The sequence below is a fragment of the Roseateles chitinivorans genome (assembly GCF_002761755.1).
Classification (GTDB): domain Bacteria; phylum Pseudomonadota; class Gammaproteobacteria; order Burkholderiales; family Burkholderiaceae_C; genus Roseateles; species Roseateles chitinivorans.
On the sequence record NZ_PEOG01000070.1, the window covers coordinates 1 to 13,628 of the forward strand.

Below are 13,628 nucleotides of genomic sequence, written 5' to 3' on the forward strand. Positions count from 1 at the left end.
CGAGGCGCTCGATGCGCGCCGGCAGGCGGCCCTCACCCCCCTGTGTTTCAGCGTCTGGTTCCGCCGCGCGGCGGCGGGGGATCTCTCGCAGCTGCGGGATGCGCTGGCGGCCACGCTCGAACACGGCAGCGGCGAAGGGCCCTCGGCGCGACAGGCCCTGATGCGGCTTCGGCGCGCGACCGCGGTCGCGCGGTCGGGCTCGCCCGCCTAGCGCGCTGGCGGAAGGCCGGTGGCCGCGGATCCGGGCGCGGGGGTATGCCGCTTGCCCGTGACCGATTGCCGGTTCAGCGTCATCGAGACGCGAATCGGCTTATGTAGACTCGTTCCTCGATGAATCCGCCGGCCCGCCTCCCGACCGCAACGCCTGACCCCGGACACGGCGCCTCCGCCGACTTCCCGCCACCGGGTCCCGAGATCCCGACGCCCCGTTTCGATCGCCTCGACGCGCTGCGCGGCGTGGCGATGGTCTGGATGACGGTCTTCCACTTCTGCTTCGACCTGAGCTACTTCAAGGTCATCGTCGAGGACTTCTACCGCGATCCGTTCTGGACCTGGCAGCGCAGCGGCATCGTCAGCCTCTTCCTGCTGTGCGCCGGCATGGGGCAGGCGGTCGCGTTGTCGCAGGGGCAGACCGCCTACCGCTTCTGGCGCCGCTGGGGTCAGGTGATGGCCTGCGCGCTGCTGGTGTCGATCGGGTCGTGGTGGATGTTCCCCCGCTCGTACATCAGCTTCGGCGTGCTGCACGGCATGGCGCTGATGCTGATCCTGGTGCGCTTCGGCTTCGCGCGGCTGCCGACGATCGCGCTGTGGGGGCTCGGCGCGGTGGCGATCGCGCTGCCCTTCCTGGTGGCGCACCCGTTCTTCGACGCTCGCACCACCAACTGGGTCGGCCTGGTCACCCGCAAGCCGCTGACCGAGGACTATGTGCCGCTGCTGCCCTGGCTCGGCCCGATGCTGTGGGGCTGCGCGCTGATGCGGACCGCGGCGGTGCGGCGCTGGATGCAGCGCCCGCTGCGTCCCGCATGGCGGCCGCTGTCGACGATGGGGCAGTGGTCGCTGTCGTACTACATGGTCCACCAGCCGGTGATGATCGGCGCGCTGCTGGCGGCGCGGCACTTCGGCTGGCTCTGAGGTCCGGGCGGGGAGCGCGGCCTGCGACAATCGCGCCCCATGAGCTCCTCTCCCACCAAGACCCAGATCCTGTTCGGCTTCCATGCCGTGACCGTGCGCCTGAAGACGGCGCCCGCGTCGGTGCAGGAGATCCTGTTCGACGCCACCCGCAAGGACCAGCGCATGCGCGGCTTCCTCGAGAAGGCCGAGGCCGCGGGCGCGCGGCTGGTCGAGAGCGACGACGACCGCCTGCAGAAGCTCTGCGGCACGACCCGTCACCAGGGCGTGGTGGCGCGGGTGAAGGCGGTGGCGCAGCAGCACTCGCTGGACGACCTGCTGGACGAGGTCGAGGGCCCGCCGCTGGTGCTGGTGCTGGACGGCGTGACCGATCCGCACAACCTGGGCGCCTGCCTGCGGGTGGCCGATGGCGCGGGCGCGCATGCGGTGGTCGCGCCCAAGGACCATGCGGTCGGTCTCAATGCCACCGTGGCCAAGGTGGCCAGCGGCGCGGCCGAGACGGTGCCCTACCTGATGGTCACCAACCTGGCGCGCACGCTCAATGAGCTCAAGGAGCGCGACATCTGGGTGATCGGCACCTCGGACCAGGCGGAGAAGACCTTGTACGACCTGGACCTGAGCGGACCGGTGGCGCTGGTGCTGGGCGCCGAGGGCGCCGGCATGCGGCAGCTGACCGGCAAGACCTGCGACGAGCTGGTGCGGATCCCGATGCAGGGCGCGGTGGAGAGCCTGAACGTCTCGGTCGCGGCCGGCGTGTGCCTGTACGAGGCGCTGCGCCAGCGCCAGAAGAAGGGCTGAGCCCGCGGCGCGAGATAATCGCGCCCCGGCGGCTCCACGGGGCCGCTCCGACATTCCAAGGGTCCTGACCGGGGCCCGACACCCTTACCGGACCTCCTACCGCCATGGCCGTCATCGAAGTCAAGCACCCCCTCGTCAAGCACAAGATCGGCCTGATGCGGGAGGGCGACATGTCCACCAAGAAGTTCCGCGAGCTGACCGGCGAGGTCGCGCGGCTGCTGGCCTACGAGGCGACCGCCGATTTCCCGCTGGAGAAGACGACGATCGCGGGCTGGTGCGGCGAGGTGGAGATCGACCAGATCGCCGGCCGCAAGGTGACGGTGGTGCCGATCCTGCGCGCGGGGCTGGGCATGCTGGACGGCGTGCTGGACATGATGCCCAACGCGAAGGTGAGCGTGGTCGGCCTGGCCCGCGACCATGAGACGCTGCAGCCGGTGAACTACTTCGAGAAGTTCGTCGGCCAACTGGACCAGCGCACCGCGCTGATCGTGGATCCGATGCTGGCGACGGCGGGCTCGATGATCGCGACGATCGACCTGCTGAAGAAGCGCGGCTGCAAGGACATCCGCGCGCTGGTGCTGGTGGCGGCGCCGGAAGGCGTGGCCGCGCTGACGAAGGCGCACCCGGACGTGCGCTGCTGGACGGCGGCGATCGATTCGCACCTCAACGAGAACGGCTACATCATCCCGGGCCTGGGCGACGCCGGCGACAAGATCTTCGGCACCAAGGACGTCTGAGCGTCCCGTCCGGAACCCGATCGCGTCACTTCACCAGCTCGCCGGTCAGCCACGCGCGGGCCTCCCAGGGGTCCGCGGCCTCGGCGGCGGCGGCATTCCACACGACATCGTCCAGGGCCAGGCCGCAGCCTTGCAGCCACGCCTTGGCGGTCATGAAGCGCAGGCGGTCCGAGCCCAGCGAATACGGATGCGCGCGAAATGCCCGGGCCGCGCCCTCCAGGTCGCCGAGCGCCAGTTTCGCCGCGAGCGGCCAGGCTCCCGCGATGCCGCTTTGCCCATACCCGGGCGCGTCGGCCGCCGCGGCCAGGCGCCGCAGGGTCAGGCGTTCCCGCAAGGCGGGCAATGCGAATCGCCGGGCCAGCGCCGCCAGGGTGTCGGCGAGCACCGCCGCCGACACGCCACGCGACCGTTGCAGGCGGCCGTCGTCACGCCAGTGGAGCCCCTCCGGCAAGGGCTCATCCGCCGTACCCGCCATCTCGGACAGCCTGAGCATGCAAGCCACATGGCTGGCGTGATCGGGCACGCGCCAGGCGAGCGTCTTGTCGTAGGCAAAGGGGCGGACCTCCGCCAGCAGCTCGATGAGCGCCGGAATCTTGACGGTCGTGTGCATCCAGCAGGTGCGAAAGCCATAGGCGAAGCCGAAGGTCACGGCTTCGACGCCGGGAAACACGTCGTGATCGGCATGGCGGTGGTAGACGTTCTCGGTCCGGGTGAAGCCCAGGGGCAGCAGGGCCGCATCGATCGGCTCGAAGACTTCGTCGGCGCGGCGAATGGCGTTGAAGCGGCGGGTGCGCATGAATGAAGGCGGACGGACAGGCGGGCGTCTCTCAGGCGCCTCTCGCGACGCGGCGGGGGCCGGGGCGGCGGTAGTGTCGCATCGGCTGCGGATGTCAGGGAATCGCACCGCCCTTGTCGGGCAACCGGCATCGAAGTCCGGCGATGAAGTACGCGAACTTGCGGCATCCGCCGCTTCCCTGCGCCGTCGCCGATCCGCAGAATGACGACTGTCAGCGCCGAGTCCTAGCTCGCGCTGGCCCTTGTTCTCCTCTCACGAGCAGGGAGACCGCAGGCAGACCACCTGGGGTCGACTTTGGGACCCGGCCGCGCAAGCGACCGGGTCTTTTCTTTTCCGGCGTCAGGGCGCGCTCGCGGCTCTCCGCCGGTCGGGCTGGCGTTCGCTCAGCCCCACTTCATCTCGCCCTTGACCACCTTGGCGCCGATCTCCAGCGCGGGCGCGAGGCCGGCGGACGGGTAGCGCCGTTTCATCGCGGCGATCAGCGCGGCGCTGTCCGCCGCCTTCGCCGCTTCTTCCTCGAAGGCCAGCAGGTAGTCGCGGGTGTAGGTCACGGCCGAGACGTCCAGCGGCGCACCGGCCGCCAGATGACCAGGCACCACGATCGCGGGCTTGCGGGCAGCGATGGCCTCGAGGTTGCGGATCCATGCGGCGCGCGCCTGTGGCGTCGGCGTGTCGGCCGTCCAGACGTGCAGCCCCGAGAAGACCAGCACGCCGCCGAAGACCCCCTTCAACGACGGCACCCACAGGTAGCGCCGGTTCTCGAGGTCGCTGGCCGGCACGATCTCGATCGCGTGGCCTTCCAGGTGCAGCGCGGGAGCGTCGAAGGCCTCGGGCAGGACGACGTCGGCCAAGGTCTGCGGGCCGTTCTCCTTCAGCTGCGGTCCCCAGACCGCCAGCTTCTTCTCGACGTTCGCCTTGATCGCCGCGATCGTGGCCGGGGCGGCGATGACCTGGGCCGACGGGAAGGCCGCCTTGATCGGGCCCAGGCTGAAGTAGTAGTCGGGATCGCTCTGGCTCACGTAGATCGTGGTCAGCCTCTTGCCCGAGGCCTTGATCGCCTCGACGACCGCGCGGCCGTCCGGCAGCGAGAAGCCGCCGTCGATCAGGATCGCCTCCTTGGCGCCGGACAGCAGCACCGGCGCGCGGAAGAAGCCTCGCTCACCCGCAGGCAGGGCCTGCCACTGCAACGAGGCGGCGCCCTGGGCATGGGCACCGCCCACGGAGAGTGCCGCACCGACAGCGGCGGCGGTTTGGACGAAATCGCGACGGGTCATCATGGAAGTCCTTCCAAGTTCAAGCAACGGAGGCGGTGAGACAGACACCTGGAGCGCTTCCGCTTCGCGAAACGGCGCCATGGCGCCCGCCGCAAGTCGGATCGGAGACGTCATGGAGACGGCGGCTCATCGGGGCTCTCGGTGATCGGAGGAGCGCATCGTAGGAAGCCCGGGAGGAAAGAAAAATCGCCCTTGAGTAGACTTTCCGTATGCCAAAAGCAAACAATCAGCCAGAGGTCGGCCCCGTCGCTTTCGCCAACCTGAAGCGCCTGGCCTACTTCGCCGCGGTGGTGGAGGCCGGCACCTTCACGGCAGCGGCGGAGCGGCTGGGGGTGACGAAGGCGGTGGTGAGCCAGCAGGTCGCACGACTGGAACGGGAGTTCCGGACGCAACTGCTGACGCGCACCACCCGGCGGGTGACCGCCACCGACGCCGGGCTCGCGTTCTATCAGCGCTGCGCCCTGATCCTGCGCGAGGCCGGCGACGCCTTCGACGAACTGCTCGACGTGTCCACCGAGCCGACCGGTACGCTGCGGCTGACGGCACCGTTCGACTACGGCCTGACGGCGGTGGTGCCGGCGATCGTCGAGTTCTCCCGGCGTTATCCGCGGTGCAAGGTCGATGTGACGCTCAGCGACCAGCCGCTCGACCTGCTGGCGGGAGAAGCCGAACTGGCGATCCGCGTCGGCTGGCTGACCGACCTGCAACTGCAGGCCCGGCAGATCGGCAGCTTTCGGCAACTGCTGGTGGGCACGCCAGACTGGGCGCGGCGGCTGGATCGCAAGCGGGGCCCCGAGCAACTGGCGGGGCTGCCCTTCATCGCCAACACGGCCCTGAAGGCGCCGGAGCACTGGGAGTTCACGAACCGCCTGGGCACGCGCCAGGCGGTGACGGTGGCGTCGGCGATCCGCCTGGACGCTACGCTGGCGGTGCGCGCGGCGGTGTGCCTCGGCGCGGGCCTGTCGGTGCTGCCGGACTATGCGGTGGCCGAGGAACTGGCACGAGGCGCGCTGGTCCACCTGCTGCCGCAGTGGTCCCTGCCCAGCGGCGGCATCCATGTGGTCTATCCGACGGCGCGCTTCCGTCCCGCCAAGGTCCGGCAGTTCGTCGAGGTCCTCGGCGAGCGATTCCAGAAGCCGCCCGAGCGGCCCTGAAGTCCGCCGCTATCCGCCGGCGCCGCCCATCGCCTGGCGGAACTCGTCGTTCGCCCGCTTCAGCGAGTCCGGCAGCGCCGTCACCAGCGTCTCGATGAACGCCTTGACCGCGGGCACCATGCCGCGCCGCGTCGGATAGACCGCGTGCAACTGGTGCGCCGGCATGCGATGGTCCGGCACCAGCGGCATCAGCCGGCCCTCTCGCAGATCGTCCATGCAGACGTGGAAAGGCAGTTGTGCCGCGCCGACGCCGGCGACCGCCATGCGCGACGTCAGGTACACATCGTCGGTGGCGAAGGCCGGCTGGTAGTCGATCTCCACCGCCGCGCCTTGCGGGTCCGTCATCCGCCAGCGCGGCTTCTCGCCCCGCACGCCGGCCGGTCCGACGCCGAGGACGCCCCGCAGCGCCTCGATCGACTCGACGGCGCCCTGCGCCGCGATGAAGGACGGGCTCGCCACCAGCACCTGGTCGCTGGTGCCGAAGTGACGCACCACCAGGTCCGAGTCCTCGAGCGCCGAGCGGACGCGGATCGCCACGTCATAGCCTTCCCCGATCACGTCCACCCGTCGGTTGGTCAGGTCCATGTCCAGCCGCACCTCGGGATTGGCTTTCAGGAAGCGGGGCAGGAGCGGAGCGAGGAACAGATGGGCGACGCCGATCGGGCAACTGACCCTCAGCCGGCCCGAGGGCTTGGCATTGGCCCGGGCGGCCACCTCGTACGCCGCCTTCGCCGAGGCTGACATCGACTCGCAATGGGAGAAGAAGGCGGCGCCGACCTCGGTCACGCTGACCGACCGGGTGGAGCGATGCAGCAGGCGCACCGCGAGCCGTTCCTCCAGTTCCGCCACCCGTCGGCTCACCCGGGACTTGGAGATGCCCAGCGCCCGCGCCGCGCCGGAGAAGCCGCCGTGCGAGACGACCGCGGCGAACAGGACAAGGTCATTCAGGTCTTCCACGGCGCTTCCGATCATGGGGGCTCAGGGTCAGGATGCGCGGATTGTCCTGATTCCAGAACGATCTGTCCCGTTGGCAACAGCTAGTGCAACAACGCCGGGCTCCCTATCGTGACGGCCATTCCCACTGCACTTCCGACTTCCATGCAGATACTCCACCTGGACACCAGCCTCCAAGGCGAGGCTTCCGCCTCGCGTCAACTCAGCCGCGCGATCGTCGACGCGCTCGTCGCGGCGGCGCCCGCCGCCCGGGTGCGCCACCGCGACCTGGCCGCCGAGGCCGTGCCGCACCTCACCGGCGACATCGCCGCCGGATTCCGGGGTGCCGGCGGCCAGCCGCCATCGGGCGTCGCGGCGGAGCATGCGCGCTCGGAGCAACTGGTCGCCGAGTTCCTCGCCAGCAACGTCATCGTGGTTGGTGCGCCGATGTACAACTTCTCGATCGCCAGCCCGCTCAAGGCGTGGATCGACCGCGTCGCGCAACCCGGCCGCACCTTCCGCTACACCGCCGAGGGGCCGGTCGGCCTGGCCGGTGGCCGGCGCGTCATCGTGGCCTCGACCCGGGGCGGTCTGTACTCGGTCGGGGCCGCGGCCGGCATGGACTTCCAGGAGTCCTACCTGCGCGCGTTCTTCGGCTTCCTCGGCATCGCGGAGGTGCGCGTCGTCCGCGCCGAGCGCCTGACCCAGGGCGGCGAGGTGAGGAAGGCATCGATGGCCGACGCCGTCGCCCAGGTGCCGCCCGCCGTGGCCGACACCCTGCTCACACCCCTGACCGCCTGAGAGGAGCCGCCATGCTGTTCATCGTCACCTTGACCTATCGGACGCCGCCTGCGCGGATCGAGGAGCATCTGGGCCCGCATCGCGCGTGGCTGGCGGATCAGACCCGCGCCGGCCATGTGCTCTTCGCCGGCCCGCTCGATCCCCCGACGGGTGGGTTGATCCTCGCCCACAGCGCCGATCGCGCCGCGCTGGACGCGCTGATGGCCACCGACCCGTTTGTCGTGCACCGGCTGGTCGACGTCGCGGTGCTGGCCGCGTCGCCCGCGCTGCGGCATGCGGACTTCCCCGCGCGATGGGCCGCGGCGGCCAAGGCGGTGGAAGTCGCCTGAGGATCGCCGAGCCCCGACCCCGGTGCAGTTCAGAGGACTTTCGCGGCGGGTCGAGGGGCCGAGCTAGGTGCTGATGGCATCGGTGAAGGTCAGCCGATTCCCGAAGGGATCGGTGACCGAGACGTCCTTCGACCCCCATGGCGTTTCCTGCAGCCCGGGACGGGCGTACCCATAGCGCCGGCCGAGCAGCTCCGCGTGGAAGGCTTCGATGTCGTCGGTCTCGATGCGCAGGGCTGCGCCGGGGCAGGCGTCGCCGTGATGTTCCGAGAGATGGAGCACGCAGCCGTCGCGCGACACCTGGAGGTACAGCGGGAGCCCCGGCTCGAAGCGATGCTCCCAATCGACCTGGAAACCCAGGAACTGCACGTAGAACTCAAGCGCTTTCGCCTCGTCGAAGATGCGCAGGATTGGGGTGGTGTGAGCGAATTTCATGCGGGCGATGTTCTTCGGCGACGTGGCCCTTTGCCTATCGCGAAAAGGGGGGAGCGACGAGACCGTTCACAAGACCTTCACCGCATTCAACTGAGCCTGCTCATCCGCGTTCGGGAAGATGTTGACGCGCATGCGCGGCGGGTGCAGCCCATCGACGGGCTGCATGTAATGCCCGGCGATGCGCACCGCATCCGCCCAGGACACGATCATGGACTGGTCCGGCTGGTCGAGGGACGCGAATGCCACGAGGTCGGTGTGCGGCAGCAGCGTGTCCACCCCATCCGACCACACCGAGTAGCTCACCACCCGCTCGCTGTCCTTGAACTGCACCAACTGCGCCGAGCCCACGAACGGCGCCGAAGCATCCTGCGGACCCCGTTGCTCCAGCAGCCGCTTCTGCGCGCTGTAGTCCTCCGAGTCCTCGACCGAGATCAGCTCCTGGAACATCTGCCGCAGCGGCTCGGGCGCCTCGAAAGGCAGCCAGGTGCGCTCGACGAGCCGAAGCGGGCGGAAGGACAGCCAGCGGGAATGTTCCTGGCGCAACTGCTTGCACATCGCGGCCATCAGTGCGAGGCCGGCGATGTCGTTCTCGTCCGCGACCAGCAGCACGTGACGCAGGGGCACCATCGCCACCGGATGGGCGACACCGCTGCGGTAGATCAGGTCCGGCAGCAGCAGCCGCGACGGCTCGTACGAATCGTTCCAGGCCCCTTGCCACAGTCCCGGCGCTATCTGCTGCCAGCCCAGGTCTTCGGGCAGTCCGCGCAGGTTGTCAAGCGCATCGTCAAAGGCGGTGTCGAAACTCACGCCCCACTTGTCGAGCATCCCCTGCCCGACGCGGGCGGTGCTCTCCGGCGCATCCAGGCCGAGTATCGCCACGTAGTCGCCCACGATGTGTCGGAAGGGTGTCTCGTTCGATGCGCGAGTCAGGACCGGCTGGACCTGGCCCGCCGCATTGGCCAGGTCCAGTGCGCTGATGGCCATGTCGGCGCGCGTGCGCAGCAAGGGAAGCAGGTGCGCCCGCACGCTGGCGTAGTCCTCGGAGTGTTCGGGCGCATCGGCGCTCATCGGGCGCAGGATGGTGCCTTCCAGGTAACGGTCGAACTCGACTTCACGCGCGCGACGCCCATTGGCGCGCAGCAGGTCCCTCATGAGGTGGGTGAGGTTCGAGTGCATCTGCCCGCCGTTGAGCGTGAAGCGGACCTGCGGCGGGTCCTCGTTGACCGTGATCGCGGTCGCCCCGGCGTCGTCGAGACGCCTGACCAGGCGCTTCAGGACGTCTGCCACGGTGGGCCGTCCGAACTGCCATCGAATCCATTCCCGCATGAGCCACTCCCCGCCGTCTTGTTGGCGAGCGATTGTCAGATGGGGCTGTGGAGGTCACGGGTGCGCGCGGACGCGGGATGCGGAATCTGTCGCGGGAAGGCGGGATCCAGGGAGGCGGGAGCGTTCCCCAGTCCTCTGAATGCAGGTATGGGTTGAACCACCAGTGTGGAGCAAGGCTCTCTTGTTGAAGCCGCGGGCACCGCACCGGCACGACGTTGACCTGCTTCAGGGGAAGGTTCGAGAAGATGACGCACTAGTCCTCGTCGACGCGGATCACCTGCTCGGCCGCCTTGAGGTAGGCGAGCGCCGCCTCGGGGTTGCGCGACCCCTGCGCCACCGCTTCCAGGGACCCCGCGCGGCGCAGCGCCTTGTTGAGCTCGGGCACTTCGTCGCCGAGCTCGCCGGCCGCGTCGAGCGCGCGCATCAGGTCGAGCAGGCCACCGCGCATCGGGCGCGAGACGTCGGGGCACAGCCGGCGCATCAACGCCGGCTGGGTGCGCAGCGCGTCGGCCAGCGCGATCGCCTCGCGGTCGCGCAAGGGCGCGAGGCGGCCGGTGCCGTGCAGGATCCACGGCGCCGCCGCACGCAGGGCGCGGGAGGGCAGGTTGGCGTACAGCTCGCGCAGCAGCGTCGCGGCCTCGTGCAACTGCAGACGGATCGCCGCGCGGGCCACGGGCAGCATCGCCGGGTCGTTCTCCACCTGGTACCGCCACACGCAGGCGGCCGCGAGGTAGAGGGCGGCGAGCACGTCGCCCAGACGCGCCGACAACAGCTCCATGCGCTTGAGCTTGCCGCCCAGCAGACCCATGGCGAGGTCGGCGGTGAGCGCATAGCGGGCGGACAGCGAGGCGATGAGGCGCGCCTCGGCGCGCAGGTCGGCCGGTGGCTCGCCCCGCAGCGGCGCATGCGCCAGGCTGCGCCAGAGATTGCGCATCACATGCCCCACATGACCGATGAGCGCGCGGCCCAGCCTGTCCGGCTCGCGCGCCTGCACGGCCGTCATCTCCTCCAGCACGAACGGGTGGCAGCGCGTCGCGCCCTGGCCGAAGATGATCAGCGCCCGTGACAGCAGGTTGGCGCCTTCCACCGTGATGGCGATCGGCGCATGGCGATAGGCCACGCCCAGCAGGTTGCGCGGCCCGGCGATGATGCCCTTGCCGCCCAGCACATCCATGCCCTCGTTGACCGCGCGCCGGCCCGCTTCGGTGAGCTGCACCTTCAGGATCGCGCTGGCGACGCTGGGTCGCTCGCCGGCATCGAGCGCCGCCGCGGTGTAGCGGCGCGCGGCATCGGTGGCGTAGAGCCGCGCCGCCATCTGCGCGGTGATGCCGGCGATCGCGTGGAAGCGCCCGATCGGCAGGCCGAACTGCTCGCGCACCTGCCCGTAGCCGTTGACCACGAAGAGCGCCGTCTGCTGCATCGCCGCGCCCAGCGCCGGCAGCGAGATGGCGCGGCCGGCGGCCAGGCACTCCATCAACATGCGCCAGCCCTGGCCGACCCGCTCCTCGCCGCCGATCACCCAGTCCATGGGGACGAAGACGTCCTCGCCCCGGATCGGCCCGTTCATGAAGGCCGAGTCCATCGGTCGGTGGCGACGGCCGATCTCCATCCCGGGCGTCGGCACGGGCAGCAGCGCGCAGGTGATGCCGAGCTCCTGCTGGCCTTCGGGCCGCGATGGATCCACCGCCTGGAAGGCCAGCCCCACGACGCTAGCCACCGGCGCGAGGGTGATGTAGCGCTTGTCGAATCGCACGCTGAAGCCGCGCACCGGTCGGCCATCGATCAGGCGTTCGGTGAGCACGCCGCGATCGGGAATGGAGGCGGCATCCGAGCCGGCGTACGGCGAGGTGAGGCCGAAGCAGGGCAGTTCCCGTCCGTCGGCCAGGCGCGGCAGGTAGTGCTGCTGCTGGGCCGGCGTGCCGTAGCGCAGCAGCAGCTCGGCCGGTCCCAGCGAGTTCGGCACCATCACCGTCACCGCGCAGGCGGTGTTGACCGTCGCGATGCGGGTCACGACTTCCGCATGCGCGTAATGGCCGAAACCCAGGCCGCCGAATGCCTTCGGAATGATCATTCCGAAGAAGCGGTGCTCACGCAGGTAGTGCCACACCTGCGGCGGCAGGTCGCCGGCCTCGTCGATGGCGTGGTCGTCGAGCATGCCGACGAGCGTGCTCACCTCTTCGTCCAGGAAGCGGCGTTCCTCCTCGGTGAGGCGATTGGGGCCGCGCGCGATCAGCGTGTCGAAGTCCGGTTGCCCGGCGAAGAGCTGGCCCTCGAAGCCGACGGTGCCGGCCTCCAGCGCCGCGCGTTCGGTGTCGCCCATCGCGGGCAGGGCCTTGGCGAAGGGCGCCATCGCCAGGCGGCCGACGAGTCGGTGAAATCCCATGCGCCGAGCCTAGGCCGGCGCTCCCGCCCATGGCGTCAGCCGGCGACGCGAGCGCGCGTAGGACTCAAGGCGATCGGCCGGTGGTGGGCGAACTCGCCGGCGCCACGCCGATCGGGATGACCCGGACACCGGACGCCGTGGCGGTCGCGTCAGCCCGGCTGGGCGTCTGAGCGCTCGTCGCCGGCGGGCGGGCGCGAGGCGCCGACAGCAGGTCCACCGCCGCTTCCCGCAGGCGGGTCGCCAGGACCAGGCCCGCGATGGCGAGCACGACGGCCGCGACGCCGGCGATGACTTTGATGGGAGACAGGCGCATGAGAGGGATTCGAGAGGAAGGGGGGGCGGGACGCCTCGTTGGGTGGTCGGCCTAGACGACGCCCAGCGCGCCCAGCACGCCGCCGCCCAGCACCAGCCACACGATGCCGATCTTGGTCCGCATCGTCAGCACCACCGTGGCGACGATCATCGCCAGCGTCGCCCAGCGGTGGCCGGGCTCGACCAGATAGGGCGCCGCGAGCAGCCAGCCGGTCGCGATCATCAGGCCCAGCGTCAACGGCGCCATGCCGACGGTGAAGGCGCGCACGCCCAGATGGTCGCGGTTGTTGCGCGCCCAGCGCGTGGCCGCGACGACCAGGGTCGTCGACGGCAGCAGGATGCCTGCCATCGCCGCCGCCGCACCGAGCAGCCCCGACACATTGAAGCCCAGCACCGCGACGAACAGGATGTTCGGCCCCGGCGCCGCCTGGGCGAGGGCGATCGAGCTGGTGAAGCTCTGGTCCGTCAGCCAGTGGCGCTCGTCGACCAGGTAGCGGTGCATGTCGGGCGCCGTCGTGATCGCGCCGCCGATCGAGAGCAGCGACAGCATCAGGAAATGCAGCATCAGCGCGCCCAGCTCGGGCCAGCCGAGTGTCCCCACCAGCATCTGGCTCAGCGCGGGACTCATGCGCGGGCTCCGGCGCGGCTGCGCTTGAGCGCGATCAGCGCCAGCGCCATGCCCAGGCCGCCGACGCTCAGCACGATCCAGAACAGCGGCAGCTTCAGCCAGACCGTCGCGCCGAAGACCAGGGCCGCCAGCACCAGGCCGGGCATCAGGCCGACCGGGTTCCTGCTCAGCGACGGCAGCAGCTTGAAGCCCGTGGCCAGGATCAGCCCCGCCGACACCGCGCCCATGCCGCGCAGCGCGCCGGTCATCCGCGGCGACGCCAGCCAAGTGGTCGACAACGCGGCCAGCACCAGCACGATCACCGCGGGGAAGGTCATCATCCCGGCCAGCGCCACCAGGGCGCCGCGCAGGCCGAAGAAGCGGTCGCCGATCATCAGCGAGATGTTGACGATGTTCGGCCCGGGCAGCACCTGCGCGACGGCCAGCGTCTCGACGAATTCTTCGCGCGACATCCAGTTCAGCCGCTCGACCAGTTCCCTCTGCGCCACCGCCAGCACGCCACCGAAGCCCTGCAGCGCGAGCCAGCTGAAGGCCCAGAACAGATGGGAGAGGGAGCGCGGCTGGGCCAGCACGGCCAAGGGCGGGTCCCGATCATCG

At 70.2% G+C, this 13,628-nt stretch carries 16 protein-coding genes; 7 read left to right on the forward strand and 9 right to left on the reverse strand.

The genetic code is table 11. The features are described 5' to 3' along the window. The 4 genes from CS062_RS27040 to upp form a co-directional block, all read left to right on the forward strand. Positions 1-211 (forward strand): hypothetical protein (locus tag CS062_RS27040; protein WP_233218176.1); only part of this gene is annotated, 211 nt, incomplete at its 5' end. Between the two features lie 119 nt (positions 212-330). Continuing rightward, entirely contained in the window at positions 331-1,131 is an 801-nt protein-coding gene (locus CS062_RS20485) for an acetyltransferase domain-containing protein (protein ID WP_099863412.1), read from the forward strand. Between the two features lie 39 nt (positions 1,132-1,170). Beyond that, positions 1,171-1,926, forward strand: coding sequence for a 23S rRNA (guanosine(2251)-2'-O)-methyltransferase RlmB (gene rlmB / locus CS062_RS20490; RefSeq protein WP_099863413.1), 756 nt, complete (start codon positions 1,171-1,173; stop codon positions 1,924-1,926). A gap of 104 nt (positions 1,927-2,030) precedes the next feature. Continuing rightward, positions 2,031-2,663 (forward strand): uracil phosphoribosyltransferase, encoded by a 633-nt coding sequence (gene upp / locus CS062_RS20495; protein WP_091732743.1) that lies wholly within the window; start codon positions 2,031-2,033, stop codon positions 2,661-2,663. Between the two features lie 25 nt (positions 2,664-2,688). Here the strand turns inward: upp and CS062_RS20500 are convergent, their stop codons facing one another. After that, positions 2,689-3,459 carry a hypothetical protein gene (locus CS062_RS20500; RefSeq protein ID WP_099863414.1) on the reverse strand — a complete coding sequence of 257 codons (771 nt, stop codon included), beginning with the start codon at positions 3,457-3,459 and terminating at the stop codon, positions 2,689-2,691. 383 nt (positions 3,460-3,842) lie between these two features. After that, the gene (locus CS062_RS20505; protein ID WP_099863415.1) at positions 3,843-4,736 is read right to left on the reverse strand and encodes an MBL fold metallo-hydrolase; all 894 of its coding nucleotides are present in this window, start codon (positions 4,734-4,736) and stop codon (positions 3,843-3,845) included. A gap of 206 nt (positions 4,737-4,942) precedes the next feature. Here CS062_RS20505 and CS062_RS20510 point away from each other — a divergent pair, with 206 nt between their 5' ends. Further along, entirely contained in the window at positions 4,943-5,887 is a 945-nt protein-coding gene (locus tag CS062_RS20510; RefSeq protein WP_099863416.1) for a LysR family transcriptional regulator, read from the forward strand. Between the two features lie 9 nt (positions 5,888-5,896). On the opposite strand, the gene CS062_RS20515 is transcribed toward CS062_RS20510, so the two are convergent. Then, a complete protein-coding gene (locus CS062_RS20515) occupies positions 5,897-6,844 on the reverse strand; it encodes a LysR family transcriptional regulator (RefSeq protein WP_099863438.1) in 948 nt (315 codons plus the stop codon). 141 nt (positions 6,845-6,985) lie between these two features. Between CS062_RS20515 and CS062_RS20520 the strand changes: the two genes are divergently transcribed. Beyond that, positions 6,986-7,621: an FMN-dependent NADH-azoreductase gene (locus tag CS062_RS20520; protein WP_099863417.1), complete on the forward strand. Its 636-nt coding sequence runs from the start codon at positions 6,986-6,988 to the stop codon at positions 7,619-7,621. Between the two features lie 11 nt (positions 7,622-7,632). Then, positions 7,633-7,950, forward strand: a complete 318-nt coding sequence (locus CS062_RS20525; RefSeq protein WP_099863418.1) for a YciI family protein — start codon at positions 7,633-7,635, stop codon at positions 7,948-7,950. A gap of 63 nt (positions 7,951-8,013) precedes the next feature. Here the strand turns inward: CS062_RS20525 and CS062_RS20530 are convergent, their stop codons facing one another. The 6 genes from CS062_RS20530 to CS062_RS20555 all read right to left on the reverse strand — a co-directional run bounded on the left by CS062_RS20530 (position 8,014) and on the right by CS062_RS20555 (position 13,609). After that, positions 8,014-8,382 carry a glyoxalase superfamily protein gene (locus CS062_RS20530; RefSeq protein ID WP_099863419.1) on the reverse strand — a complete coding sequence of 123 codons (369 nt, stop codon included), beginning with the start codon at positions 8,380-8,382 and terminating at the stop codon, positions 8,014-8,016. Positions 8,383-8,448: 66 nt separating this feature from the next. Continuing rightward, on the reverse strand, positions 8,449-9,669 hold the full coding sequence (locus CS062_RS20535) for a DUF1444 domain-containing protein (protein WP_143742428.1): 1,221 nt from the start codon (positions 9,667-9,669) through the stop codon (positions 8,449-8,451). Between the two features lie 292 nt (positions 9,670-9,961). Next, positions 9,962-12,091 carry an acyl-CoA dehydrogenase gene (locus tag CS062_RS20540; RefSeq protein ID WP_099863421.1) on the reverse strand — a complete coding sequence of 710 codons (2,130 nt, stop codon included), beginning with the start codon at positions 12,089-12,091 and terminating at the stop codon, positions 9,962-9,964. Between the two features lie 64 nt (positions 12,092-12,155). Next, the gene (locus tag CS062_RS20545) at positions 12,156-12,404 is read right to left on the reverse strand and encodes a hypothetical protein (RefSeq protein ID WP_099863422.1); all 249 of its coding nucleotides are present in this window, start codon (positions 12,402-12,404) and stop codon (positions 12,156-12,158) included. 51 nt (positions 12,405-12,455) lie between these two features. Next, entirely contained in the window at positions 12,456-13,031 is a 576-nt protein-coding gene (locus tag CS062_RS20550; RefSeq protein ID WP_099863423.1) for a chromate transporter, read from the reverse strand. Then, on the reverse strand, positions 13,028-13,609 hold the full coding sequence (locus CS062_RS20555; RefSeq protein WP_099863424.1) for a chromate transporter: 582 nt from the start codon (positions 13,607-13,609) through the stop codon (positions 13,028-13,030). The genes CS062_RS20550 and CS062_RS20555 overlap by 4 nt, the downstream gene beginning before the upstream one ends. Positions 13,610-13,628: the final 19 nt, after the last annotated feature.